The organism is Pantanalinema rosaneae CENA516, assembly GCF_050753385.1.
Lineage (GTDB): Bacteria > Cyanobacteriota > Cyanobacteriia > Leptolyngbyales > Leptolyngbyaceae > Pantanalinema > Pantanalinema rosaneae.
Genome location: NZ_JBLZFZ010000006.1, coordinates 130,620 through 155,997, shown reverse-complemented (window position 1 = coordinate 155,997; position 25,378 = coordinate 130,620). Strand labels below are relative to the sequence as shown.

At 48.9% G+C, this 25,378-nt stretch carries 18 protein-coding genes; 9 read left to right on the top strand and 9 right to left on the bottom strand.

Annotated features, from left to right (window positions below):
- The first annotated feature begins 296 nt into the window (after nucleotides 1–296).
- Nucleotides 297–2,282: a calcium-binding protein gene (locus ACN4EK_RS05240; RefSeq protein WP_431656439.1), complete on the top strand. Its 1,986-nt coding sequence runs from the start codon at nucleotides 297–299 to the stop codon at nucleotides 2,280–2,282.
- Nucleotides 2,283–2,517: 235 nt separating this feature from the next.
- Here the strand turns inward: ACN4EK_RS05240 and ACN4EK_RS05235 are convergent, their stop codons facing one another.
- Nucleotides 2,518–3,291: an ABC transporter permease gene (locus ACN4EK_RS05235; protein ID WP_431656438.1), complete on the bottom strand. Its 774-nt coding sequence runs from the start codon at nucleotides 3,289–3,291 to the stop codon at nucleotides 2,518–2,520.
- A 5-nt stretch (nucleotides 3,292–3,296) separates the two neighbouring features.
- Nucleotides 3,297–4,214: an ABC transporter ATP-binding protein gene (locus ACN4EK_RS05230; RefSeq protein ID WP_431656437.1), complete on the bottom strand. Its 918-nt coding sequence runs from the start codon at nucleotides 4,212–4,214 to the stop codon at nucleotides 3,297–3,299.
- Between the two features lie 44 nt (nucleotides 4,215–4,258).
- Between ACN4EK_RS05230 and ACN4EK_RS05225 the strand changes: the two genes are divergently transcribed.
- Nucleotides 4,259–4,702 (top strand): DUF2358 domain-containing protein, encoded by a 444-nt coding sequence (locus ACN4EK_RS05225; RefSeq protein ID WP_431656436.1) that lies wholly within the window; start codon nucleotides 4,259–4,261, stop codon nucleotides 4,700–4,702.
- On the opposite strand, the gene ACN4EK_RS05220 is transcribed toward ACN4EK_RS05225, so the two are convergent.
- Nucleotides 4,703–5,476, bottom strand: a complete 774-nt coding sequence (locus ACN4EK_RS05220) for an amino acid ABC transporter ATP-binding protein (RefSeq protein WP_431656435.1) — start codon at nucleotides 5,474–5,476, stop codon at nucleotides 4,703–4,705.
- 52 nt (nucleotides 5,477–5,528) lie between these two features.
- On the opposite strand from ACN4EK_RS05220, the gene ACN4EK_RS05215 reads away from it, so the two are divergent.
- From ACN4EK_RS05215 to pflB, 3 genes are all read left to right on the top strand, one after another.
- Nucleotides 5,529–6,035 carry an NUDIX hydrolase gene (locus ACN4EK_RS05215; RefSeq protein ID WP_431656434.1) on the top strand — a complete coding sequence of 169 codons (507 nt, stop codon included), beginning with the start codon at nucleotides 5,529–5,531 and terminating at the stop codon, nucleotides 6,033–6,035.
- A gap of 250 nt (nucleotides 6,036–6,285) precedes the next feature.
- Complete coding sequence (locus ACN4EK_RS05210; RefSeq protein ID WP_431656433.1) at nucleotides 6,286–6,504, top strand: hypothetical protein; 219 nt, start codon at nucleotides 6,286–6,288, stop codon at nucleotides 6,502–6,504.
- Between the two features lie 457 nt (nucleotides 6,505–6,961).
- The gene (pflB, locus tag ACN4EK_RS05205; RefSeq protein WP_431656432.1) at nucleotides 6,962–9,214 is read left to right on the top strand and encodes a formate C-acetyltransferase; all 2,253 of its coding nucleotides are present in this window, start codon (nucleotides 6,962–6,964) and stop codon (nucleotides 9,212–9,214) included.
- A gap of 88 nt (nucleotides 9,215–9,302) precedes the next feature.
- Here the strand turns inward: pflB and rppB are convergent, their stop codons facing one another.
- From rppB to ACN4EK_RS05190, 3 genes are all read right to left on the bottom strand, one after another.
- A complete protein-coding gene (gene rppB, locus ACN4EK_RS05200; RefSeq protein WP_431656431.1) occupies nucleotides 9,303–10,721 on the bottom strand; it encodes a two-component system sensor histidine kinase RppB in 1,419 nt (472 codons plus the stop codon).
- Nucleotides 10,711–11,409: a two-component system response regulator RppA gene (gene rppA, locus ACN4EK_RS05195; protein ID WP_431656430.1), complete on the bottom strand. Its 699-nt coding sequence runs from the start codon at nucleotides 11,407–11,409 to the stop codon at nucleotides 10,711–10,713. The genes rppB and rppA overlap by 11 nt, the downstream gene beginning before the upstream one ends.
- Nucleotides 11,410–11,602: 193 nt before the next feature.
- Nucleotides 11,603–14,509, bottom strand: a complete 2,907-nt coding sequence (locus ACN4EK_RS05190; protein WP_431656429.1) for an HAD-IIIC family phosphatase — start codon at nucleotides 14,507–14,509, stop codon at nucleotides 11,603–11,605.
- 306 nt (nucleotides 14,510–14,815) lie between these two features.
- Here ACN4EK_RS05190 and ACN4EK_RS05185 point away from each other — a divergent pair, with 306 nt between their 5' ends.
- On the top strand, nucleotides 14,816–16,753 hold the full coding sequence (locus tag ACN4EK_RS05185; protein ID WP_431656428.1) for a CASTOR/POLLUX-related putative ion channel: 1,938 nt from the start codon (nucleotides 14,816–14,818) through the stop codon (nucleotides 16,751–16,753).
- Between the two features lie 143 nt (nucleotides 16,754–16,896).
- Here the strand turns inward: ACN4EK_RS05185 and ACN4EK_RS05180 are convergent, their stop codons facing one another.
- Together ACN4EK_RS05180 and ACN4EK_RS05175 are read right to left on the bottom strand one after the other, a co-directional pair.
- A complete protein-coding gene (locus tag ACN4EK_RS05180) occupies nucleotides 16,897–17,631 on the bottom strand; it encodes a glutathione peroxidase (RefSeq protein WP_431656427.1) in 735 nt (244 codons plus the stop codon).
- A gap of 199 nt (nucleotides 17,632–17,830) precedes the next feature.
- Complete coding sequence (locus ACN4EK_RS05175; RefSeq protein WP_431656426.1) at nucleotides 17,831–19,012, bottom strand: RtcB family protein; 1,182 nt, start codon at nucleotides 19,010–19,012, stop codon at nucleotides 17,831–17,833.
- A 408-nt stretch (nucleotides 19,013–19,420) separates the two neighbouring features.
- Here ACN4EK_RS05175 and ACN4EK_RS05170 point away from each other — a divergent pair, with 408 nt between their 5' ends.
- Genes ACN4EK_RS05170 through ACN4EK_RS05160 form a run of 3 tightly spaced genes read left to right on the top strand, consistent with a single transcriptional unit; the run spans nucleotide 19,421 to nucleotide 24,463 of the window.
- Nucleotides 19,421–20,428, top strand: coding sequence for a BMP family protein (locus ACN4EK_RS05170; protein ID WP_431656425.1), 1,008 nt, complete (start codon nucleotides 19,421–19,423; stop codon nucleotides 20,426–20,428).
- 32 nt (nucleotides 20,429–20,460) lie between these two features.
- Entirely contained in the window at nucleotides 20,461–23,115 is a 2,655-nt protein-coding gene (locus tag ACN4EK_RS05165; protein ID WP_431656424.1) for a hybrid sensor histidine kinase/response regulator, read from the top strand.
- Complete coding sequence (locus ACN4EK_RS05160) at nucleotides 23,108–24,463, top strand: sensor histidine kinase (protein ID WP_431656423.1); 1,356 nt, start codon at nucleotides 23,108–23,110, stop codon at nucleotides 24,461–24,463. Before ACN4EK_RS05165 ends, ACN4EK_RS05160 begins: the two co-directional genes overlap by 8 nt.
- A gap of 67 nt (nucleotides 24,464–24,530) precedes the next feature.
- Here the strand turns inward: ACN4EK_RS05160 and ACN4EK_RS05155 are convergent, their stop codons facing one another.
- The gene (locus tag ACN4EK_RS05155; RefSeq protein WP_431656422.1) at nucleotides 24,531–25,355 is read right to left on the bottom strand and encodes a hypothetical protein; all 825 of its coding nucleotides are present in this window, start codon (nucleotides 25,353–25,355) and stop codon (nucleotides 24,531–24,533) included.
- Nucleotides 25,356–25,378: the final 23 nt, after the last annotated feature.

The following is a 25,378-nucleotide window of genomic DNA, read 5'->3' as shown; positions in this document are numbered from 1 at the left end:
CCCTGAGTACATCAAAAACAACATTTTTTACTCCTAAAAAATTAAACCGCACGATCAAAGCGCATCATTTGATCACTATAAATTCACAGGTTGGACTACGCCGTTTTATGCAATGGCAACGCTTCATTTCACCCGATCAGGTCGCACGATCGGGTGACTCAAACTCTGCATGAATCCTTGCTGCTGAACCGTGTACATCAATGTCAGGCAATCAACCATTACCAATAAACCCAACCAAGTAATGGACGACTGACAATTGAATTCGCACACACTCAAGACACATAAGGAACAACACGATGGCAAGCTTTCCGACAACTGGTAATGACTCAATCCTCGGTGGAGCAGGCAACGACACGATCGATGCTCTGGCGGGTAATGATCGGGTCGATGGTGGTGATGGCTTTGATCTGCTGATCGGCGGGACTGGCTTCGATACCCTAATCGGCGGCAACGGCAATGATACCCTGGATGGTGGGGCTGATGGTGACTTCCTCAGTGGTGGAGCCGGTAACGATGTCCTGCTAGGAGGGGATGGCAACGATCTCCTCAATGGTGGCACCGGAGCCGACCTGATGGATGGTGGGGCTGGCGATGATTTCTATATTGTGGATAACATCGGCGATCGCATTATCGAAGGATTCAACGGGGGTAGAGACATTGTGCAGTCATCTATTAGTTTTACACTGGGTGCTAACCTGGAAGATCTGGATCTCACTGGTAACGCCAATATTAACGGCATCGGGAACTCCTTAAATAACGAAATTCTGGGCAACAATGGCAACAACCTGTTAGATGGTCAAGCCGGAAATGATACGTTACATGGTGGACTAGGCAATGACACGTTATTAGGTGGTTCTGGCAACGATTCCTTAAACGGGGGTTCCGGTAATGATTCCTTAAATGGCGGTTCCGGCAACGACACCTTAATCGGTGGCGCTGGCAATGACACCCTGGATGGCGGCATCGGCAATGATTTCCTGGATGGTGGGGCTGGTTTCGATACCCTATTGGGGGGATCTGGTGATGACACCCTGATTGGGAGTAGCAATGTCGCTGGTGCTGATAGTTTTAATGAACTCTATGGTGGTGCTGGCAACGACAGTTTGATTGGCGGCTCTGATACTGATCTGCTCGATGGTGGCACTGGTAATGATACCATGCAGGGTGGGTTAGGAGATGACATCTACATTGTAGACAGCGTTGGCGATGTCATTGTTGAAAGTGCCAATGCTGGACTCGATACAGTGCGATCGAGTGTCAACTTCACCTTAGGCGCTCACTTAGAAAACCTGACTCTGGATGGAACGGCAACGATCGGGGTTGGTAACGAGTTGAACAACCGCTTAAATGCTAATAGCTTGGTGAGCAGTCACCTCAGTGGTGGGGCTGGCAATGACACCCTGATTGGCGGCATTGGCAATGACACGTTAGATGGTGGCATTGGTAATGATTCCTTATTTGGGGGCGACGGCAACGACACCTTGTTGGGTGGCAGCGGTGATGATACGCTGAATGGGTTCTTTGGCAACAACCGGATGGAAGGCGGCGCTGGCAATGATACCTTCATTAGTACCTTTGGTCAGGACACCATGATCGGGGGAACGGGTAATGATGTTTATCAAGATGTTCGGCTGGATGATGTGATCATTGAAGACGTGAATGGTGGCATTGATACGGTCATCACTGCCAGCAACAACTTCGTTTTGGGAGCTAATCTGGAAAACCTGACCTTAATGGAAAGTAGTTTGATTACTACTGGCAGCGGTAATGCCTTGAACAATGTGATCACAGGTAACGCCTTCAGTAACACCTTAATCGGTCACGCTGGTAATGACACCTTAATTGGTGGAGGGGGTAATGACCTGTTGATTGGCGGAGCGAACAACGATCGCTTAATTGGTGGGGCTGGCAATGACATCCTTAACGGTGGCACTGGAAGCGATGCCTTTGTGTTCGATGGGACTCCGACCGTGAATGGGGTGGATACGATCGAAAACTTCGAGCAAGGTCTTGATCAGATTATCCTCGATCGCTCGGTGTTCGGTCTGCTCAGTGGGGTGGGCAATGGCTTTAGCAATGCTGCCGACTTTGCCGTAGTCGGGTTTGATGCCGATGCGGATAGCAGTACCGCCCGGATTGTCTATAGTGCGGCTACCAACCGTCTATTCTTCAATGCCAATGGTTCTGCCACAGGGTTTGGAACCAACGGCGGTCAATTTGCCGTGATCAACACACCTGGCGATCTGATTCTCTCGGCATCGGACTTTGTGATTGAAGCCTAACCCGATCGCCCTCTAACTCTCTCGATTCACCTCCTTGCCAGTAGAAGCTACTGTGTATACACCTTCTCTAGCACCTGAAAATTCTGCATTTAGCCCCCCTAGCCCCCAATTCTGGGGGAACCAACCATTCAAAGTCCCCTAGAATTGGGGGATTTAGGGGGCGCGGAGCCTCAAACGAAGTCCGATTTAACTTGTGTATACATGGTCGCCAGTGGAAGGGAGGTGATCGATCGACTTAATAACCGCTCAATTTACCGCGATGTTTTGCTTCCCGTTCCGCATATCGGAATAGATATAATCCCAGAATGAAATAGCTGCCTCCATTCAGCAGGGCGATCGCGAATAGTTGCCAATCCAAGCCCTGCCCCCGCGCCATCAGTTCCCGTAATAGTCCGGCTCCGGGAGTCATGGGCAACAACCAGCCGAGCCACCGCGTTCCCCCAACCCAACTTTCCACTGGCACCGTCAACACAAATAGCAAAGCAAATTGGAAAATGCCTAACAGTTGTTGGACTTGCTTCACCAGTAGTGCGAGAGAACCCATCGCCAGGGAAATGCCATACGCCCCGAACAACACAGTCAGTAGCGGCAGCAGTAGCAAGGGCGGAAAGGCTAATTGGCTGCCGGTTAAGACCAGGATCAGGGACAGAATCACGAGATTAATGGTGAGTTGGGTCGTCAGGTTGGCGATCGCTCGGGTTAAAAATACTCTAGGCGCACCAAAGGGGGAAAGAAACAATTGTTCTAATGTCCCAGTTTGCGCTTCTCGCTGTAAGCCACCAGCAATGTCACCCAGAATAAACAAGGTCAGTGACCACAGCACATACCCAACAATGATTGAGTCTAAGCGATCGCCAAATTGAGAACTAGAACCAACAATATATTGGGCACTCATGAATAGCCCATAAAAGATAATGGTTGTGCCAATGACTAAGCTAATCGTTTCAGTCGCATAGCGTTTTAGTAAAATCCATGATCGCTTCAGTTCCGCTACAAATAACGTCAACATCGCAGTTATGCCTCGCCTCGCACCAGTTTGAGAAATACATCGGTTAGATTGGCTTGATCTTTCTTGACTTGTAATAATGGGATCGGTTTGAGGATGTTTAGCACCTGATACAGAAGACCCGCATCCGGTACTCGAATCAGCCGATCGCTCTGGAGTTCAATGTCTAGACTGGCAAGCTTATCACCACGATCAGCATCGATCGCCGTTTCCGTTTCAATCAAATACGCACTACCAGAGAATTGCCGAATCAGTTCAGCCGTGGGTTCCTCGACGACAATTTCACCTTTGTTGATAATGGCAACCCGATCCGACAGTTCCTCTGCGATCGCTAATTGGTGAGTTGTCAGCAAAATGGCACAGCCTTCCTGGGCAATCTCTCGCACCAGTTGTTTTACATCCAGGGTTGCCTCGACATCTAGCCCCAGAGTTGGCTCATCCAGCAGTAATAAGGGAGGTTGGTGCATTAATGCCACCGCGATCGCCAGTTTTTGTTGCATCCCGCGTGAGAGGGATTGCACCGTTGAGCGGCGTTTATGGGTGAGTTGAAATCGTTCTAACAATTCCTCGGCTCGTTGGCGCGATCGACGTTGAGTTAGCCCCCGTAATACGCCAAAATATTCCAAATTTTCCCAACAGGTCAGCCGCCAGTAAATATTGCGATTGCCTTCTAGGACGGCTCCCAAATACCGTAAGGCGTGGGGAGTACGATGCGGATCACGATCGACAATTCGTACCCACCCCTGATCCGGTCGAATTAATCCCGCGACCATTTTGATCGTGGTCGTTTTGCCTGCCCCATTGGGTCCCAAAAATGCCAGCACTTCGCCTGCCGCCATTTGTAGCGAGACATCCTGCACCGCCGTGACCCGTTGCCCTTTCTCTAGAAAAGACTTGTTCAGGTTACGAGCTTCAAGAATTAACATAACCTTGTATTCTGTACCCAGTTTCCTTTTCTACCATAACGGCTATGCAGCATACTGAACTCAGCCAGCAGGATTACGCTCAACGGGTAGACCACGCGATCGCGATCCTGAAACAGGATTTACCTACCTTGTTTGAACGCGATATTTCCTATGAAATTTACAGCCAGGATATTTACTTCCGTGATCCAGTCAATGTGTTTAAAGGGAAATTGAATTACCGGATTATTTTCTGGACATTGCGATTTCATGGCAGGTTATTTTTTACCGAACTATTTTTTGACTTGCATGAAATTTATCCAGTCGATTCAACTACTATTCGGGCAGATTGGACAGTGCGAGGCAGCTTACGCGTGCCCTGGAACGCCAAAATTTTCTTCAATGGCTATTCCACCTATCAATTCAATTCTGAGGCACTGATTCATCAACACATTGACACCTGGGATCGTCCCCCCAAAGAAATTTTGCAGCAGTTTTTTCGGCGAGGTTAACTACAAAATCTGGGCGAGAAACTGCTTCGCTCGGTCTTCTTTGGGATGATTAAAGAACTCGGTGGGAATGGTGTCTTCGACCACTAACCCTTCATCCATAAACACCACCCGATCGGCAACTTCCCGCGCAAATCCCACTTCATGGGTAACACAGACCATCGTAATCCCGGAGTTTGCCAGCGATCGCATCACATCCAACACCTCTCGCACCATTTCTGGATCCAGGGCAGAAGTTGGTTCATCAAATAACATAATTTTGGGCTGCATGGCTAAGGCGCGGGCGATCGCCACCCGTTGTTGTTGCCCCCCAGATAATTGCCCGGGATATTTATCCGCTTGATTGAGAATGCCCACCCGCTCTAATAGTTGCATCGCCACATCCTGTGCCTGGGCTTTCGTCCACTTGCGGACATGCATCGGTGCCAGGGTGACATTTTGCATCACCGTCAGATGGGGAAACAAATTAAACTGTTGAAACACCATCCCCACTTCCTGCCGAATCGCTTCAATATTTTTCAGATCATGAGAAAGTTGAATGCCATCAATTTCAATCCTGCCCTTTTGATACTCTTCCAAGGCATTAAAAGTCCGAATAAAGGTCGATTTACCCGACCCCGACGGCCCCATAATCACAACGACTTCGCCTTTATGCACCGTCAGACTAATCCCCTTTAAGGCATGGAAACCGTTGACGTACCACTTTTCTACGTCCTGGGCAATAATCATGGGCTCGGGGTTCGGAGCCGCGATCGCCTCGGCAGGGGATGTCTCCATGGGCAATTCCGTGAGTTTCTCTATATAAATTCTATGCTGCCATGAAAATTGCTTGGTTGATAGCACAGTGTACACTGGGGGTGACGTTGCCCGTCATCCCATGACCTCGATCAACCCGCCCCTGCCAGTCTCGGCTTCCCGTCCCGAAGTTGCCATTGCCATTTTGCATCAAGGGGACAAATTTCTCATGCAGTTACGGGATGATTTGCCGAATATCTTCTATCCCGGACATTGGGCACTGTTTGGCGGACACATTGAACCTGGTGAAGATCCGGATACCGCGATTTTACGGGAATTACTGGAGGAAATAGCTTATGCTCCCCCCACGATCGCCAAATTTGGGGACTATATCGACGAGCAAGTGATTCGACATGTTTACCAAGCAGAACTCATCGTGGACGTGAGTCAACTGGTATTAAATGAAGGGATGGATCTGGATCTAGTGACGATCGCGGAAATTCAGCAGGGCGATCGCTGGTCACACCGCATCCACCAAACCCGCCCCCTGGGTAAACCCCATCAGCGGATTCTGTTGGACTTTATCGGCAGGAATCGCTAGATTAATTGAGAGACACAGTGATTCTACAATTTCAGCCTAAATCAGGTCGTAATTTTTTACTCAAATTGAGACACAACTCACTTACTTTGTTGACAAAGTAGGGTACATTACGATCTCAATAGCAATCTCTCGTCAGGTAATTTTCTGGCAAGCATAGGATGAGCCTCAGCTAACCAAACGGTTTAATCCGGGTGGACGAAGCTGAGAGTGGGGAAGCAACATAGCGTTGATATAGAGTTGTGGATATCTCATGAACTGGCAAATTGGGCAAAAAGTGGTGTGCGATCGTCCGGAGCAACTGTTAACAGGTTGTATCGTGACCACCCAGGATGAAGGTTGGGTCACCATTTCCTGCCCGACAGCAGGTTTTGCGCTGGCAGGGTATCAAGACCAGTTTGAACAGGAAGGTTGGACAGCAGAGTCAGGACGCAACCTGATCGCTACCAGCCCTATACCCTGGCAAGAGTAATTTTACTGATTGAAGAATTCTATTCCAGCTTAATTCTAGTAGTCTGGCGGTTTCCATCTGCCTGAAATCTCAGGGTTGCATCGCGATGGCTATAAGTTCTGAAGTTTAGACTAATTCAAAAAATACCCCATATTTAGGAGGGGCGAACGACCGTTCGCCCTTACATATAGCGGAAAATTGCATTTAGTCTAAAGTCGAGTATAAGTTACTGCTGATTGAAATTGTTAGTAGCATGATTAGATATTTTCTACTAGCAGATTGTTTTGATTTCATGACCCTGATTATTATCCTCACAAGTTCCTCATAATCCTTGCTTACAGTTCAAAGTGTGACTAACCCCAGGAGCATTGAGTGGCAGCAAATTCATAGTTAACCTTGATGAATTGCTGATATTACTGTTGAGTAATCGCTACACTTTTCTCCTTTCACTCAACAGTTTTGTAGCTCAGGCTCCCCCATGCTGTACAAGGAAGCTGATCTCATGTTTGAACAATGGCAAGGCTTTAAACCCGGACAATGGATGAAGGAAGTAGATGTCCGTGACTTCATTCAAAAGAATTACACCTCCTATGCCGGAGATGAAGCATTTTTGACGGCAGCCAGCGATCGCAGCGTTGCCCTCTGGAATACCGTTAAAGACTTGATGGCACAGGAACGGGAAAAAGGGGTTCTAGATGTCGATACCAAAGTGCCATCGTCGATTACCGCCCATGCCCCCGGTTATATCAATCCTGAGCTCGAACAAATTGTCGGGTTGCAAACCGATCGCCCCTTGAAACGGGCAATCATGCCCAACGGTGGAATTCGCGTGGTCAAAGCGGGTCTAGAAGCCTACGGCTATCAACTTGATCCAGACACCGAAGCAATTTTTACCAAGTATCGCAAAACTCACAATGATGGAGTGTTTTCAGCCTATACCAAAGAAATGCGGCTGGCGCGGCACTCTGGCGTGATTACCGGTTTACCGGATGCTTATGGACGGGGACGGATTATTGGGGATTATCGTCGTGTTCCTGTATACGGAGTCGATTTTCTGATTGGTGACAAAAAACACCAACTAGAATCGCTGGAACTGGACACGATCGACGAAGCAACGATTCGGCTGCGGGAAGAAATTACCGAGCAAATCCAGGCACTATTTGAACTAAAGGAAATGGCTGCCAGCTATGGGTTTGACCTTGGTCATCCTGCCCAGACCGCGCAAGAAGCGGTGCAATGGCTATATTTCGCCTATTTAGCCGCCGTTAAAGAACAAAACGGTGCCGCTATGTCCCTGGGTCGCGTTTCCACCTTCCTGGACATTTACTGTGAACGCGATTTGCAAACCGGAACGACAACCGAAGCTGAACTTCAGGAGTTAATTGATCACTTTGTCATGAAGTTACGGATGGTGCGCTTCCTCCGTACTCCGGATTACAACGATCTGTTCTCTGGCGATCCCACCTGGGTGACGGAATGTATTGGGGGACTGGGTACGGATGGGAAACCACTCGTCACTAAGACTAGCTTCCGCTTCCTGCATACCCTCTACAACCTGGGGCCCGCTCCCGAACCCAATCTGACGGTTCTGTGGTCAGACCAATTACCTGCCGCCTTCAAACGGTACTGTGCCAAAGTTTCTACGGAAACCAGTTCGATTCAGTACGAGAATGATGATTTGATGCGATCGGTCTGGGGGGATGATTACGCGATCGCCTGCTGTGTGTCTGCGATGCGAATTGGCAAGCAAATGCAGTTCTTTGGGGCGCGGGTAAACCTGGCAAAAACCTTGCTGTATGCGATTAACGGTGGCAAGGATGAGAAGTCTGGTGAACAAGTTGCACCAGCGTATGCTCCTGTAGTTGGTGATCAACTTAACTACGATGATGTCATCGCTAAACTCCAACAAATGATGGCATGGTTAGCAAAAACCTATGTCAATACCCTGAATGTGATCCACTATATGCACGATAAATACTGCTATGAGCGGATCGAGATGGCATTGCACGATCGCGATATTCTGCGAACGATGGCCTGTGGCATTGCCGGATTGTCAGTGGTTACTGATGCGCTATCCGCGATTAAATATGCCCAAGTTGACGTAATTCGGAATGAAGCGGGATTAGCCACGGATTACGCCATTACGGGTGACTTTCCCAAGTACGGCAATAATGACGATCGTGTGGATCAAATTGCCGTCTGGTTAGTCGAAACCTTCATGAACGAAATTCGCAAACATAAAACCTACCGGGATGCCGTACCGACTCAATCGGTGCTGACGATTACCTCCAATGTAGTCTACGGCAAAAAGACAGGTAGCACTCCCGATGGGCGCAAAGCAGGCGAACCATTCGCTCCCGGTGCTAACCCCATGCATGGGCGAGACTTAAAAGGCGCGATCGCCTCATTGGCTTCTGTTGCCAAATTGCCCTACCACCATGCCCAGGATGGCATTTCTAACACCTTCTCGGTCGTACCTGGTGCCTTAGGTCGAACCGATGCCGATCGACATAATAACTTAGTCAGTTTACTGGACGGCTACTTCCGAGATGGTGGCTTCCATTTGAATGTGAATGTCTTGAACCGCGACATGCTGATGGATGCCATGGAACATCCTGAACTCTATCCCCAGCTAACCATTCGAGTCTCAGGCTATGCCGTCAATTTCATCAAACTGACTCGCGAACAACAGTTAGATGTGATTAAACGCACCTTCCACGATCGCTTCTAACGCCCAGAGTTTATCGGTTGAATTGGGGTAGTTCTCCGTAATTAATCGGGTGGGGGTAATCCTCACCCTTTTTTCAACGTCACCCGTGTCAATGATTAGCCGGTAATTTCAGAGGCAGCCGAATGATGAATGTACTGCCCTGTCCTAACTCACTCTGAACTTTGATATCACCATGATGAGACTGCGCGATCGCTTTAGCAATTGCCAATCCTAAGCCAGTTCCTCCAGTATTACGGGAGCGATCGCTTGTTACCCGATAAAATCGATCGAAAATGTGGGCTTGATCGGTCAGGGCAATCCCAATCCCAGTATCTTGAACTTGGACAATTCCATTCGCCTCATGCTGTTCCAACCGCACAGTTACCTCACCCTCACTGGGGGTGTAGTGGATCGCATTCGTGACTAAATTGGCAAATAAGCGGTAGAGTTGTTCCTCATTTCCCCATACCACAACTGGATGATCTACTCGTACATCGGTGCGTAGTTTGACCTGTGCCGCCACCGCTAAGGGAAAAAATTCTTCTAATACATCACTAATCAAATCATTCAGACAACAAGCATTGTGGTGAATAGCCAACATCTGTAAATCTAAACGAGATAGCAACAGTAAATCCTGTACCAACTGCGATAAGCAATTATTTTGACGATGAACGGTTTTGAGAGTAGCACAGGCTTGTTCCAGAGTTAGCTGCTGATTGCGTAAACTAGCTTCCACGGTGGCTCGAATTGCCGCCAGGGGAGTGCGGAGTTCATGAGCCACATCAGCGCTAAACTGCTGCACTTGTTGGTAAGACTGATAAACTGGTCGCATTGCCAATCCTGCCATCCACCAGGCAGATCCAGCAATCAGGACAACCGCCACGGGTAATCCGAGCAGAAAAATTAGCCGCAATCTCAAAATAAACCAATCAAAATCCTCCAGGGATCTACCTAACTGGAGATATCCCCACCTCTCAGCCTCCGGAGTGATTAAGAGCAGAGAAACTTGGCGATACCGAAAGGTTGCGTTTGGAGTTAAAATCTGCCATATTCTTCTTGCTGAACAATCGTAAGAACAGTGCAGCAGGCTAGTATCGATCGACAATGGCTGATTTGGGCGCTCCTGAGTGAGAGCGGTGGCTGGCTCAGGTAATGCTCCTAGAGTCGCCACGACCCGTCCCGATCGATCTAAAAACCGCGCGTAGTATCCTTCGCTATGCAGTGTTCCCCGGTTTCGCGAGCCTGGGGATTGAGCCTGCTGCATACAGGGTTCACCCGCTAAGCAAACTCCCGGCAGCAGACTGTGAACCGTCGGAGCAATTTGACCCGGCTGCTTTAAATAGGGTGACAGCCCATCATGTAAGGTTCCAGCGATCGATTCTAACTGGGTATCAATCACCTGCCAACGGATGTAGCTCACTACTTCATAGACAATCAATCCACTGACACTCAGGAGTAGCCCAATGGCACCCGCGTACCAACAGGCTAACCGGAGACGGGTTTTCTGAAACAGGCTGTCATACTGCATTGTTCGCGTTGAACCGATAGCCTAAACCATAGAGAGTTTCGATTAAATTGTCATATCCCTGTTCTGCAAGTTTACGTCGCAGGAGCCGCACCTGGGCTGCCACCACATTACTCATGGGTTCAGCTTGCATCTCCCAGAGCTGATGCATAATTTGCGATCGGTTCAGAATTTGATTGGGATGTTGCATGAAATATTCTAAAAGCTGAAACTCCTTTGCACTTAAGACAATCTGCTGCTGACCTGATGGAGCATGGCAGATCAGGGAGGAAGTGGCATAATCTAAAGTCAATCCCCCGATCTGAAGCTGACGCGATTGGAATTGCGGCGATCGGCGTAACAAGGCGCGAATCCGGGCAAGCAGCTCTTCCATGCCAAACGGTTTAATTAAATAATCATCAGCTCCAGCATCTAAGCCTGCTACTTTGTCTGCCATTTGGTCTTTAGCTGTAAGCATCAGAATCGGTAAGGGATTGCCCTGCCCTCGCAATCGTCGGCATAATTCAATGCCCGACAGCCCAGGCACCATCCAATCAATCACCGCCAATTTGTATTGAACCAAGGGTTCATTCAGGTATTCCCAGGCTTCTGCCCCATCCTGCACCCAATCCACCACATAGCGTTCCTGATGTAACACTTGATGAACAGCTTCCCCTAAATCAGGTTCATCTTCCACAAAAAGGATGCGCATACGATCGATGAGTTGAAAGCAATCTACACATAGGTCGAGTCTGACTTTCTTGCATATTTAAGTCCCCTTTCTACGATGCCACAGGCTATATTCGGGGGACTTTGAATACCGAGTTCCTCCCAGAATTGGGGGGCTAGGGGGGTAAAATCTAGAGTTTTTGAGGTAATTGAGGAGATGCGGATACACGGTAGTTTCATGAGATAGAAGACATCGGGTAAACGTTGCTTTGCCATTGCTCGGCAAGCTCCTTCACATAGGGTTCCCGAAGAATTCCTTCAAAATCCCCCGCATTTTCATACACCTTAACGCCTAAGGTTGAGCGCTGACCCCACCCAAGGAGCGCATCAAGTGAATCGCAGGCATCACTGGATTCACCCAGGATAGTTTCCCGAGACTTAAACAGTAAGAGTTTACCCTGGAATTGGCGTTTGGGCTTGTAGGCAGCCGATGCCATCTGACAAACCGATAGTACAGTCATGGTCTGAGTAAATTGGGGGGGATGATTTAATTTAGCCACACTGTATCGATAAAGCAACATCCTGAACTGCGCTTTCAAATTCCACCACAGGAGTTTGAGCGGGTTATGGTGGTAGCGTACTTGCTCCCATCGCTTTTTCTCAGTTGTATCGATCGCATTAATCAATGCCACAGACGGAACTGCCACCCCCTGTCGTTGCAGTTGTAACGCCATTTCAACCGCAATCACCCCCCCGACACAAAAGCCACCGAGCCAGTACGGGCCCTCCGGTTGAATCGCCCGCATTTGCTCAATGTAATAAGCCGCCATTTCCGGGATCTGCGTATGGACGATCGGGTAGCCATTTCGACTATAGGGCTTAATGGCATAGACAGTCGTGGTCGGTTGTAGCCGTTGAGCTAAGTTGCGATATAGCAAAACATCGCCACCACCGGGATGAATCAAGAATAGCGGCGGAGTCACACCCTCCGAGCGGTTTAATTTAATCACACCGTTAACCTGACCCGTTTTAGCCGCCGCGCTGGAATCAGCATCAATTAACCGGGCTAATTCTTCAATCGTTGGAGCCTCTAAAAGACTGGTTAATGGCAGACGTTTACCAAAATATTGTTCAATTTGAGCAAACAGTTCCACTGCCTGTAGGGAAGTCCCTCCCAGATCGAAATAATTGTCTATCAGACCAATGGGATGAATGCCCAGCAATTCGCTCCATAGAGCACTGAGGTCATTTTCGGTAGATGTCCGGGGAAACACAAAGGGCTTATCTACCGAGAGTTTGGCGGCTCGTCGTTGCCCCTGAATCGCTGCCAGAATAGCTTGGGGGGCAGAAAGTTCGATCGCAATCCGACCCAATACTTGCGATTTGCTGATTTGGGAGGTGGGGAGGCTGGGTTTTACTGAAGCTTGCGGCTCCCGATCTGTATCCACGGCGGGTGGCATTGCGCCTAATTGCGCGGTAGTAGTCAATGCTTGCGGAACAGGTAGCTGGAAACAATACCCATTGCCATTCGCTTGTTGGTACTCCCCAGCGATCGCTGCCAGGAAGCTAAGGGCAGGCTGGTTTTTCGCAGTGGGAACATAGGTTAAATCAATTTGATTCAGCGCATAGGCGGCGGCATATTTAGCGAGATAACGAATCATTTGGTGTTCTACCCCTCGCCCCAGCACTCGACAACTGAGCAAGAACGTGTCCAAATGGACAGCATTTGCTGTGCTAGAAAACAGCATCACCCCCACCAGCCCATAATCCCCAAAGCGATCGCGCACTGTGACGGCGCGGCACTCCATTCCCGCCTGCATTAACTGCTGAATCTCTGCTTCAGTGCGGCGAATCGTGGTGAAATTGAACTGATTGGTGCGTTGTGTCAGTTGAGCGACCCTAACAAGTTGGCTGGCAGTTGGTTCAGCAATCTCAATGGTCATTTCCAGTCCACTGAGAAAGTCTTCCAGCGTTAAGGCTTGTTGTTGCCAGCGCTGACGTTCTAAATTCTGCTGATACAGCGCTGTGCGTTGAGCATCCACTTCCGTAGTTTGTAAATGGTCAAACGCCCAAATGTGGTTTAAAAACTGGGACATATCCCCATCGATCGGTAACTGGAGGGTTAATACCTCTGGACAATTCGCCCCCACTTCAGCACATTCAACGGGATTGTCATCAATAAAAATAAAGCTCTCTAAGCCCAGATTTAATTCCGCCGCTAACGATTTGATATTTTCCGATTTAGGTAGCCAATTGATCCGCCACGCCACCAAATGCTCCAGTTTTAATGGCATATCTTGCCGTTGCTCAAACACCTGCATGACATCGACTTCATTGTTCTTGCTACAGAGGCACAAAAGCATTCCCGCCTGTTGCTGTGCCACCATGAAGTTTTGAACGACCTGCCATTGAGCTGAAACATCAAGTCCGTGAACACCATCTTCCCCCACCACGCCTTGCCAGAGGGTGTGATCACAGTCCAGCACAATCACCTTATGCGGTGGAGTTTTGAGGGCATAAATTTTGCGAGCGATCGCGGTTCCCAGGGCAGTGAAGAATTCAGGGGTGAAGGGAATATGTCCCAGGCGATCGCGCTGCGGATCGTCATACTCGGCAACTGGATATAACGCCTGCACCGCCGCAAACGAAAGTAGATGTAAGCCCTTGAGATCCCTTAAACGATCGACTAGCCACGCTTCTGTCTGCTGCAACAGAACCGCCAACTCAGACCCCGGTGGCAGGCTGGCAGACGCGGGACAGAGACAGAGAATATACGGGGTGCTGGAGGCACTGACGGCTGCCTGCAACGCAGCGACCAGGTCGTGAGCCTGCCGTTTGAGCATTGCCGCCAAGTCACTGAATGGCTCATCTGGTTGAGTAAATCGGCACCAATCGGCTACGCGCAAGCAGATGATATTGACTCCATGGCGATTACTAGCCAGCAAACTGGAGGGCGCTAGTAGTTGTTGAAAAATTTGATTATAAGGAGCAAAGGCGATCGTGGCTGGCATCGCCAGTTCCTGCATCCAAAAGGATAGGGTATCTGCAATTGGCTCCGCCGTGAAGGTCGCTGCGATCGCCAGATGCATCTGCTCATCGGTCTGGTTCTGGGATGAAATCAGAGTCGCCGCTTGCATAGTCATTGTTCCCTGGAAGCTCAACAGTTCTTATCTATCTACCTTCGCAGAGAAAAATGAATTCAAGATGAAAGAGCAAGGCAATAAACTTTCAATATTTTCTTCTGACGTGTAAAAAATATCACTGAACAAGGGCATACTAACTAATCTACCTCTAGACCTCTAGTAGTTCGTATCCATGCTTGACGGGCAACCTAAGTCCAGCAACTCAATGATGGCGTGAATTTTGAGGGTCTTCGATCCATCAAAATTTTCTTGACAGCACATTAGTGCCTTACAACTTTCAGTGATCAGTCACTTCTCGCTTTTCCCATGCAAAAATCGATCGATAACCGCGCAAAAATTCGTAGCCAAAAGTATCGCAGCACTCTGGCGGATCAACTGCACTACAGGTTTGACAACTTCATGGCTAGAGGCACCGTCGCCCTGGTCAGTGGATTGGCTTTAATCTCGTTCGCATTTATTTTTCTGATGTCCGTTTTGGTGAGTTTGTTCGGAGTTGCACCCGAAGGGAGCGATCGCATGGATCTGCCAGAGTCCCTATGGAGTGTGTTAATGCGGACATTAGACTCCGGTACGGTCGGCGGTGACACAGGTTGGGTATTTCGCTTGACCATGCTATTTGTCACCTTTGGTGGCATTTTTGTGGTCAGTACCCTGATTGGTCTGCTCAGTAACGGAATTAATACCAAGCTAGAAGACCTCCGCCAAGGGCGTTCCCGCGTCATTGAAACCGATCACATCGTGATTCTGGGTTGGTCACTCCAGATCTTTACGCTCATTTCTGAGCTGGCATTAGCCAATGCTAACCGCCCCAATGCCTGCATTGTCATCCTCAGTGAACAGGATAAGGTGCAGATGGAAACTGAACTGTACAATACGCTGGGGAAACTACCACGCATCCGGTTAGTCTGCCGCACAGGCAGCCCTAGTAGTATGGTTGACCTGGGCATGGTCAGTATTCAAACGGCACGATCGATCATCATCCTCAATCCTATTCACGACCAAGCCGATACACAGTTGGTCAAAACCCTATTAGCCATCACCAATATTCCGCGATCGCACTCGCACCCATATCATATTGTGGCTCAAGTCCAAACGCCTAAGACGCTGGATGTGATTCGGCTCATTGGGCACAACGAGGTTGAACCCTTGCTCAGCAATGATCTGATCTCACGAATTGTGGTGCAAACCTGTCGGCAGTCCGGCTTGTCCATTGTTTACATGGATTTACTCAATTTTAGTGGGGATGAAATCTACTTCAAAGCTGAACCTGCCCTCCAAGGAAAAACCTACGGTCAAGCGTTGCTATCCTACAGAGACTCGACCGTAATTGGCATACAATACGCGAATGGCGCAATTCAACTGAACCCACCTAGCGATACACCGATAGAGGCGGGCGGACACCTGATTGTGATTAGTAAAGATGACGATACCATTCACCTGGCGAAGCATAGTCCTCCACCGATTGATCAGCAGGCGGTTCAACTGGCAGAACCAGCAGCCGTCCAAGCAGAACATACCTTAATCCTGGGGTGGAACGATCGGGTCGGTACTATCATTCAACAACTTGATCACTATGTTGCCCCTGGTTCCACCGTTGTCGTGATGGCCGAGTTCCCTGCGGCTGAGGTTGATTTATCGGAAGAAACACTGCAACTCCAGAGACAAACGGTACGCTACCAACAGGGCAATCCTACCGATCGTGCTGTGCTAGAACGCCTGAATTTAACGGCATACGAGCATGTAGTCGTTCTGTGTAATCCCACTTTAGATCCAGAACACGCCGATGCCCAAACCCTAGTTACCCTGCTACATTTACGGGATATTTCCGATCGCCATCAGCATGATTTTCAAATTGTCACTGAAATTCTAGATGTGCGTAATCAAGCCCTAGCTCAAGTTGCGCGTCCCGATGATTTTGTGATTAGCGAACAAATTGTTAGTTTAATGCTGGCACAGGTATCTGAGCAGAAGCAGATCAATGCAGTTTTGGCTGATCTATTCAATGCCGAAGGATCAGAAATCTATCTCAAACCCGTTACTAATTATGTTACCGTTGATTACCCAGTCAATTTTTATACGGTGGTAGAAGCAGGGAGACAACGAGGAGAATCCGCGATCGGCTATCGGTGTCAGGCTGATACCAATAATATGGCTAAAGACTACGGCATTGTCATTAACCCAGCCAAAGACCAGTTGATTGAATTTAAACCTGAGGATGTAATTATTGTGTTAGCTTTCAGCTAACACATGTTGGCTACTTCATGGCTGCTCCTGCATAACCGATCGCACATTTACCAGCCAGCCTTAATTTAGCTGTCCCAACTTTTATGACCTTCTGCGATCGCTCTCCTATCAGATTCGAGAACGATCGCAGCAGCATAGGTACACTACGCGGTTCTGAGAAAATCTTCTAGCGCTTCTGAACCACCAATATGCTTACCATCAATAAACACTTGAGGTACGGTAGCTGCCCCTGCCACCGCCCGCAGCGATCGCGTTGTCACCTTATCGCCTAACACAATCTCTTCGTACTTCAGACCCCGCTCGCTCAACATCTCCTTCGCCCGCGCACAAAACGGACAACCCACTTTAGTGAATAGCGAAATACAGGTGGGTTTAACAGCTTGAGGATTGATGTACTTCAACATCGTTTCGGCATCCGATACTTTGAACGGATCACCCGGTTCTTCCGGTTCAATAAACATCTTCTCAATTACGCCATCCTTCACCAGCATGGAATAACGCCACGATCGCTTACCAAACCCTAAATCTTGCTTGTCTACTAGCAACCCCATGCCATCCGTGAACTCCCCATTACCATCGGGAATCATCGTAATATTGTCGGCGTGTTGATCCTTCGCCCATTCATTCATCACGAAGGTATCATTGACGGAAATACACACGATGTCATCTACGCCATTCGCTTTAAAGGCAGGGGCTAAATCGTTGTAACCTGGCACATGGGTCGAAGAACAGGTAGGTGTGAAGGCTCCTGGTAGCGAAAAGACGACCACCGTTTTCCCGGCGAATAAATCATTGGTCGTGATATTGACCCATTGATTATTCTTACGAGTCCGAAACGTCACATTAGGAACTCGCTGTCCTTCACGGTTTGGCAACATGTTTAACTCCTGGCAAATGAATCAACCATTAAAGCGTACTCATAATGAGTATGACTTGTCAAGTAGCGCCAGAGAGATTAATGAATGGATATTCTACAGAGCAAAGCCCCTGAACTGAGAGCCTGAACTGTTACCAGCCAGGATTAGCTCAAAGGCTTAATTCATCCGATCGATGTTCCGGCAAGAGGAGCCAACGCCGTTAGCCTTTAATGCAAAGCACCTGCTTCAACGTAGCCACCACTTCCACCAGATCAGCCTGATTCGCCATCACCTGCTCGATCGGCTTATATGCCGCCGGAATTTCATCCAATACACCCGGATCTTTGCGGCACTCGACTCCCGAGGTCTGCTGAATCAGATCATCCAGCGTAAAGTTCAGCTTGGCTTTGCTGCGAGACATACTCCGTCCTGCGCCATGGGAACAGGAACAGTAGCTTTCGTGATTGCCTTTGCCTTTGACAATAAAGGATTTCGCCCCCATCGAACCGGGAATAATCCCGTAGTCATCGGTCTGCGCCCGCACTGCGCCCTTCCGGGTGACATACACGGATTCACCAAAGTGAACTTCCTTTTCGGCATAGTTGTGGTGGCAGTTGACCGACAACAGCGGCTTAGACGGCTTACCCCCCGCCAGATGTTGATCGACAATCCGCTTGACGCGAGCCATCATCACTTCGCGGTTCACCCGCGCATAGTTCTGTGCCCACTGCAAATCGCGCCAGTAGGCATCGAACTCGGGAGTCCCTGCCACAAAGTAAGCCAGGTCAGGATCGGGCAAGCGATCGCCAGCCAGTTTTGCCAGATGTTTGCCAGTATTGATGTGACATTGAGCTAACTTGTTGCCGATATTCCGGGAACCGGAGTGCAGCATAATCCAGACCTGGTTTTCCGTATCCAGACACAGTTCAATAAAGTGGTTGCCACCGCCTAAGGAACCCATCTGGCGCATGGCTTTGCCCTGTAAGTCTTTGACTCCAGCATGTAACTCCTGAAACTGGCTCCAGCCCTGCCAGTTCGACACGGTTTTATCCGCCTCTTTATTTTCATCAAACCCCACCGGAATCGCCGCTTCAATTTCCTTGCGGATTTGCTTCAGCTTGCCATCCAGTTGCTCCGCCACAAAGGGCGTTTTAATCGCACACATACCACAGCCAATATCCACACCGACGGCGGCAGGCATCAGGGCATCTTTGGTGGCAATCACGGAACCCACTAACGCTCCCTTGCCTAAATGCACATCGGGCATTAACGCCACATGCTTAAACACAAAGGGTAGCGAGGCAACATTCTTTGCCATTTTGATTTCTTCATGCCCCAATTCGTGATTTGCCCAGGACAAAATTGGGGTAGGAGTTGTCAGTTTAAGAGATTCGTAAGGCATAATCGTTGCCTCTTCCACCAGAAACAATTCATCACGTAAAACCAGGGTAGCCAGACCGCGATCGCGATCGTCGGCTACGTTCAGTCGTAACTATTACATTGTAATACATCATACTACAGGCTCAAACTGCTGATTCCGGACTGAGGGAAATCTGCAATTGAGGTTCCGTTTCCCCCATCCTGAGCGCGTTACAGGACTGGCACAACTCATTTTCTCCCCCTCTTAAAGTTAGCAGTTAATTCTTCCGGGGTACTCTACAACTGGATGGTTGCCTGCTTTTGTCCCTCAGCCTTAATTCATCACGGTTTGTCCTGTCCGATCCCTTTAACAATTCTCTGGCTTGATTAGCCGCCGCCTCAACAGGCTGTTGTGTGGTGGTTTTCTTTACCATAATGTGAACAGGTTCCTATGCGTTTAAAGTCGCAGCTTGTCAATGTTTTGCTCGCGATCGTGACCCTAGCGATCGCCATGAGTTGCAGTTCATCGCCATCCCCACCCGCCAACTCTGACACCGCCACCAGCAATCTCAAAGTTGCGATGATCACCACCGGGCATAAGGATGACGGCAGTTGGAGTCAAGCAGGGTACGAAGGACTCAAGCTGATTGAGAAAGAATTTAACGCCAAAATCGATTTTTCGGGACCCGTTCCCGACGGAGCCGGAGAAGCACCTCTGCGGCAATATGCTAAGGCAGGCTATGACCTGATCATTGCCCAGAGCGGTGGTTACATTGAGTCTGCCGAAAAAGTTTCCAGCGAATTTCCCCGCACCAAATTTGCCCTGGTTACGACCTATGCGGGTAACAACCATAATCTGGGAGCAGTTGCCTTCCGCTCAGGCGAAGCTGGCTACCTGAGTGGAGTTTTAGCAGCAATGAAAACCAAAACCAACAAAGTTGCCTACATTGTTGGTTTTGACTATCCGGTTTACAAAGAAGAAGCCGCCCTATTTCGCAAAGGAGCCAAAGCCATCAACCCCAACATTGAAGTAGCGACTGAATTCCTGCAAAGTTGGACAGATGGCAAAAAAGGGGGGGAAATCACCCTGGCATTGGCGGATCAGGGCTATGACAGCTTTGCGATCAATGCAGATGAAGCAGGCATCGTAGCGCTCAAAGCCATCACCCAACGATCGGGGATTCACGTCATTGGTTGGACAACTGATCAATATGAATTAGCGCCCAATCACGTAATTACCAGCGTTTTACAGGATATTCCCAAACTGATTTTGAGTGCGGCTGACCTGATGCAACAGGGGCAATGGGAAGGCAAACTCTACAAATTTGGGTTTAAGGAAGGCATTTACAACCTGGCTCCCTTCCGAGGATCGCTGACTGCCGCCGAAGAAGCCGAGTTTACAACGATCAAAAACAAGGTAATCACCGGTGAAATTGATATTTCTGTCCCCCAAAGCTAATTTTGTTGTCTAAGGTGGCAGCCAACCGCAGCATGAAACTATCTGTTGAATCGCTGGTACAAAACCCTCTACCCATTAACTCCTGGCAACGTCTGACCTCCCTTGCCAATCAGATGCGGTTGGGTCTATTAGCGATGGTGGTACTCAGTGTTTTGCCCCTGAGTATGACCCTGATTTACTGGAGTTCGCGCAATCACTTTGAGAAAACGATTCAGTTGCAGGAAGAGCGCAGCAAAGTTGTTGCAGGTCAAATTACCAATTACCTGAATGATTTGCAGCGTAAGCTCAGTTACCTGGCTCGCGTTAGAGGACTGACCCGCCTGACTCCAACGACGCAACGCAATCTGCTAGAGGGTTTGACCCGGCACAACGATGCCTACGAAATGTTGGCAGTTTTGGATCGCCAAGGCAAGGTCGTTAGCTCAGTCATGCCGTTTCAGAATTCGCCCCTGGGAGACTTTGCCAACTCGGCACTGTTTCAGCGCTCCTTTCGGCAGCAAGAAGAATTTATTGGCGTGGTGGCGATCGATCCACAGACCCAGATACCGTATGTCATGATGGCTGAGCCAATTCGGGATGATGCGGACAAGGTAGATGGAGTGTTAGTAGCACGGATTAACCTGGGTTTTCTGGGCTATGTGGTCTCCCAAACTCGGGTGGGAGAAACGGGCTATACCTATGTCCTGGATGAACGCAACTACCTGATTGCCCACTCTAGCAGGCAGCGTCAGTCCACTCAGTTAGAAAACTTGAGCGATCGCCCCCTGATTCGGTCACTAGAGCAGGCGGTACGCAACAACATAGTTCAGTATCAGGGATTAGCGGGCCAACCTGTATTGGGAGACGTTGCCCCGGTTCGCAATGTCAGCTGGAAGGTCGTGGTCGAATTGCCAACCCAGGAAGCCTATGCGCCCCTTTATCGCATGATCATCATCATGGCTGGGGCAGCGATTGGTCTACTCGGACTGGCGATTGCCACTGGCTGGCTGCTATCTCGGCGATTGACCCTGCCCTTAAGGACGTTGACCGAGACCGCTATTCAACTCAGTCAAGGCAATCTGAAGACCCGAGTGCAACTGCTGGCAAAAAATGAATTGGGGATTTTAGCGCAAACCTTTAACCACATGGCTGAACAGGTAGAAGCATCCATCCTGAGCCTGGAAAATACTAACGTAGAACTGGAACACCGGGTGGCTGAACGAACCGCCGAATTGCAAACCGCCAAGGAAGCTGCCGAAATTGCCAATCGTGCCAAAAGTGAGTTTCTCGCGAACATGAACCACGAGTTACGCACTCCGTTAAATGGGGTTCTGGGTTATGCCCAAATTCTCGAGCGGGATGTGACACTTACTTCCAAGCAGCAGCAAGGCATTCGGATTATTTATCAGTGTGGCTCTCACCTGTTAACGCTGATTAATGACATTCTCGATTTGGCAAAAATCGAAGCTCGGAAGATGGAACTGTATCCCCAGGATTTCCATTTCCCCAACTTTCTATTGGAAACCGTAGAAATGTGTACGATTAAAGCTCAGCAGAAAGGTATCCAGTTTGACTATCTGCTGTCAGAACATTTACCCACCGCTATCCATACAGATGACAAACGGTTGCGGCAGGTATTGTTAAACCTGTTAAGTAATGCGATTAAGTTCACCGATCGCGGGCAAGTCACCTTTCGGGTAGAACCGGTCGATCCGCCCGTTGCCAGCCAATCAGCGAACTTGCCAACAACCTCTCTCAGTCAGCGAATTCGCTTTACAGTTCAGGATACGGGCATTGGCATTCCTCCCGAAAAAATCGAGGTAGTCTTCAGTGCGTTTGAGCAGGCGGGTGGGCGCAATCGTAACGCTGAGGGCACCGGGCTGGGGCTAGCCATTAGTCAACAAATTGTGCAGATCATGGGGAGTGAGATTCAGTTAGAGAGTACGGTAGGTCAGGGAAGTACCTTCTGGTTTGAACTGAACCTGGATCTGGCAAAAGATTGGCAGGATAGCCGCAACAGCGATCGTCAGCCCGTGGTCGTAGGGTATCGCGGTCGCCCTTACACGATTCTGGTCATAGACGATCACCCTGAAAATCGGCTGGTTTTAATCAACATGCTGGAACCACTGGGATTTCGGATGGTGGAAGCGAGCGATGGACAGGCAGGCTATCAACAGGCTTGCCAAAGTCAGCCCGATCTGATCATCACCGATGTCGTGATGCCAGAAATGAACGGGTTGGATATGACCCGCAAGTTACGCTTACATCCAGAGTTTGTCAACACACCAATTATTGCTTCCCCTGCCAGTCTGTCCCATGTTGACCGCCATGAAAGTTTTGAGGCAGGCTGCAACAGCTTTTTCCCAAAACCGATTCAGCTTGATGATCTGCTGATCGAACTGGCAACGTTGCTCGATTTGCAATGGATCTACGACACCGATCCCCAGTTAGAGCCTTCAACTCCCCTGTCAGCCACGCCGCCACCTAAGGGATTAGTTGTGCCTTCAGCCCAGGAACTAACGGCTTTATACAAAGCAGCGAAAGGGGGATTTATTCAGGACATTCAACAGGAGGCGATACGGATTCGAGAGATGACCCCGAACTATAGTGAGTTTGCTCACCAAGTCCTAGATCTAGCACAGGAGTTTGATGACGAAGCCATTCTGCGTTTAATTGCACCGTATATTTCTAAAGAACATGATGGATAATCAACCGAAATCCCCTCAACCAACCATCTTGGTGGTGGATGATACTCCCACCAATATTCAGGTTCTATTCGATGTACTGGATGCTTCTGGCTATCGAGTCGCGATCGCGAAAAGTGGTGAAATTGCCCTGAATCGTTTAGCCATCAATCTGCCGGATTTGATTTTACTGGACATCATGATGCCCGGTATGGATGGGTTTGAAACCTGCCGCCAGATCAAAGCGAATCCGCAGACCTGCGACATCCCGGTGATTTTCATGACGGCTCTCTCTGACACCGTTGATAAAGTGAAGGGGCTAAAACTGGGTGCCGTCGATTATATTACCAAACCAATTCAGCATGAAGAAGTGCTGGCACGCATTAATATTCACCTCCAACTGCGTCAACTCAACCAAACGTTGGAGACTAAAGTGGCTGAGCGTACAGCCGAATTAAGCGATGCTTTAGAAAGCCTCCAGCAGGCACAGTTGCATCTGGTGCAGAGCGAAAAGATGTCATCCCTGGGACAACTGGTTGCTGGGGTTGCCCATGAAATCAATAACCCAATTAACTTTATTTATGGCAACCTGTCTCCCGCCGAAGCCTATACCCAGGATCTGCTCAGTTTAATTCAGTGCTATCAAGCCTATGTGCCCGATCCCCCCGTCCCCGTACAAGAGCGGATGCAAGACATTGATCTGGAGTTTTTGCAGCAGGATATGCCCCGCTTGATGCACTCTATGAAGCTGGGGGCAGATCGAATTCGGCAAATTGTCCTATCTTTGCGGAATTTTTCTCGGATCGATGAATCGGAAGTCAAGGCAGTCGATTTGCATGAAGGGTTAGAGAGCACCCTGTTAATTTTGCAGCATCGCCTCAAAAGCCATGAAGCGGGTGTACCCGAGATTCAGATCATTAAAGACTATGGAACTCTTCCCCTGGTGGAATGCTATGCCAGTCAGTTAAATCAGGTGTTTATCAACATTCTGACCAATGCCATTGATGCACTGGATGACCAACGTTCCATGCATCGAGATCCCGCGATCGCCCACTCCCATCCCCTACCGACTATTCGGATTCAGACGCGATCGCTTAACCCAGAATGGGTCGCTATCCACATTCACGATAATGGACCTGGGATTCCATCTCAGGTGATTCATCAAGTGTTTGATCCCTTCTTTACCACCAAGCCAGTGGGGAAAGGTACAGGTTTAGGCATGTCAATCAGCAGTCAAATTATCAAGGAAAAACATGGCGGCTTAATTGAATGTCACTCTCAACCCGGCAACGGCACTGAATTCATCATTAAAATTCCCATCCAGCCAATTCAACCTCCAGTTCAACCCCGTAAAGTGGTTTCGACCGTTTGACCAATGATGTGATACCAGTAGCTCTACCGTTCAAGTCGCAGCGGCAAGCAGATCAACGATGACGTTCCTAAAAAGTTCCGTTGGTTGGCAGCGACGATCGTTGACTGGCTAACTCTGCCAGGAACACTAAGAATTGTTCAGCGACAAGTTTCCGTCCAGCCTGGTTTAAGTGCCCCATATCTGACGTGTAATTTGGCGCTAAGGAAAAGTAGGGGTTTCCCTCGACTGAAAACGTCTGGCGGGTACCATCGGGCCGCGTCGATTCAATGGCGGCTAAATCAAAAATGGGCGTTTTTCCGGTATATTCTGAACGAATTAAATCATTGAGTTGATTGATTTTAACGTTGTCTGATAGACGAGACGGAGACTTACCTAACAACTGTTTCAGCCAATTTTTGATCGCCATTGTTCCCCCAGGTTCAGCCACCAGTGGCGTAGTTACCTGGACAAATGTAGTCTGAGGAAAGTCTTGAATTAATTTCGCGATCGTGGTTTTGTAGTCTAGAAACAGGTCGTCCACATCTGTATTCGAGTGGATATCCGCCCAACACAATTTAAACAAAGCAATATCAACTGAATCTTTAATTCTTGATTCTATTAAATAGGAGAATGCCTCAATTTTAGCTACAGCACTATTGGAAGATTGATTGGGATGGAATTGGCTACCTAAATAGAAATGAATTAGCCCCGAACGATTCACCGTCCAGGGAGTATCACTAGCAATTATATCCAGCGTAATCTCAGGGTGTTGGTTCTGAAGTTCCTGAATACCAGCAACAATATTGCCTCCCACCGACGCATGACCAAATAAGATGCGTTGTTGCGCCAGCTTTTGCCAATAATCTGAAGATACCCGATCGATGCCAGGAGATGCAGGAAATGGGGAGTACATAAGTCTACTGCCAAACACTAAAG

Excerpts from the sequence above, each read along its gene's own strand:
- ACN4EK_RS05240 (WP_431656439.1), top strand. The coding sequence starts at position 297 with ATGGCAAGCTTTCCGACAACTGGTAATGACTCAATCCTCGGTGGAGCA.
- ACN4EK_RS05235 (WP_431656438.1), bottom strand. The coding sequence starts at position 3,291 with ATGTTGACGTTATTTGTAGCGGAACTGAAGCGATCATGGATTTTACTA.
- ACN4EK_RS05230 (WP_431656437.1), bottom strand. The coding sequence starts at position 4,214 with ATGTTAATTCTTGAAGCTCGTAACCTGAACAAGTCTTTTCTAGAGAAA.
- ACN4EK_RS05225 (WP_431656436.1), top strand. The coding sequence starts at position 4,259 with ATGCAGCATACTGAACTCAGCCAGCAGGATTACGCTCAACGGGTAGAC.
- ACN4EK_RS05220 (WP_431656435.1), bottom strand. The coding sequence starts at position 5,476 with ATGGAGACATCCCCTGCCGAGGCGATCGCGGCTCCGAACCCCGAGCCC.
- ACN4EK_RS05210 (WP_431656433.1), top strand. The coding sequence starts at position 6,286 with ATGAACTGGCAAATTGGGCAAAAAGTGGTGTGCGATCGTCCGGAGCAA.
- pflB (WP_431656432.1), top strand. The coding sequence starts at position 6,962 with ATGCTGTACAAGGAAGCTGATCTCATGTTTGAACAATGGCAAGGCTTT.
- rppB (WP_431656431.1), bottom strand. The coding sequence starts at position 10,721 with ATGCAGTATGACAGCCTGTTTCAGAAAACCCGTCTCCGGTTAGCCTGT.
- rppA (WP_431656430.1), bottom strand. The coding sequence starts at position 11,409 with ATGCGCATCCTTTTTGTGGAAGATGAACCTGATTTAGGGGAAGCTGTT.
- ACN4EK_RS05190 (WP_431656429.1), bottom strand. The coding sequence starts at position 14,509 with ATGACTATGCAAGCGGCGACTCTGATTTCATCCCAGAACCAGACCGAT.
- ACN4EK_RS05185 (WP_431656428.1), top strand. The coding sequence starts at position 14,816 with ATGCAAAAATCGATCGATAACCGCGCAAAAATTCGTAGCCAAAAGTAT.
- ACN4EK_RS05180 (WP_431656427.1), bottom strand. The coding sequence starts at position 17,631 with ATGTTGCCAAACCGTGAAGGACAGCGAGTTCCTAATGTGACGTTTCGG.
- ACN4EK_RS05175 (WP_431656426.1), bottom strand. The coding sequence starts at position 19,012 with ATGCCTTACGAATCTCTTAAACTGACAACTCCTACCCCAATTTTGTCC.
- ACN4EK_RS05170 (WP_431656425.1), top strand. The coding sequence starts at position 19,421 with ATGCGTTTAAAGTCGCAGCTTGTCAATGTTTTGCTCGCGATCGTGACC.
- ACN4EK_RS05165 (WP_431656424.1), top strand. The coding sequence starts at position 20,461 with ATGAAACTATCTGTTGAATCGCTGGTACAAAACCCTCTACCCATTAAC.
- ACN4EK_RS05160 (WP_431656423.1), top strand. The coding sequence starts at position 23,108 with ATGGATAATCAACCGAAATCCCCTCAACCAACCATCTTGGTGGTGGAT.
- ACN4EK_RS05155 (WP_431656422.1), bottom strand. The coding sequence starts at position 25,355 with ATGTACTCCCCATTTCCTGCATCTCCTGGCATCGATCGGGTATCTTCA.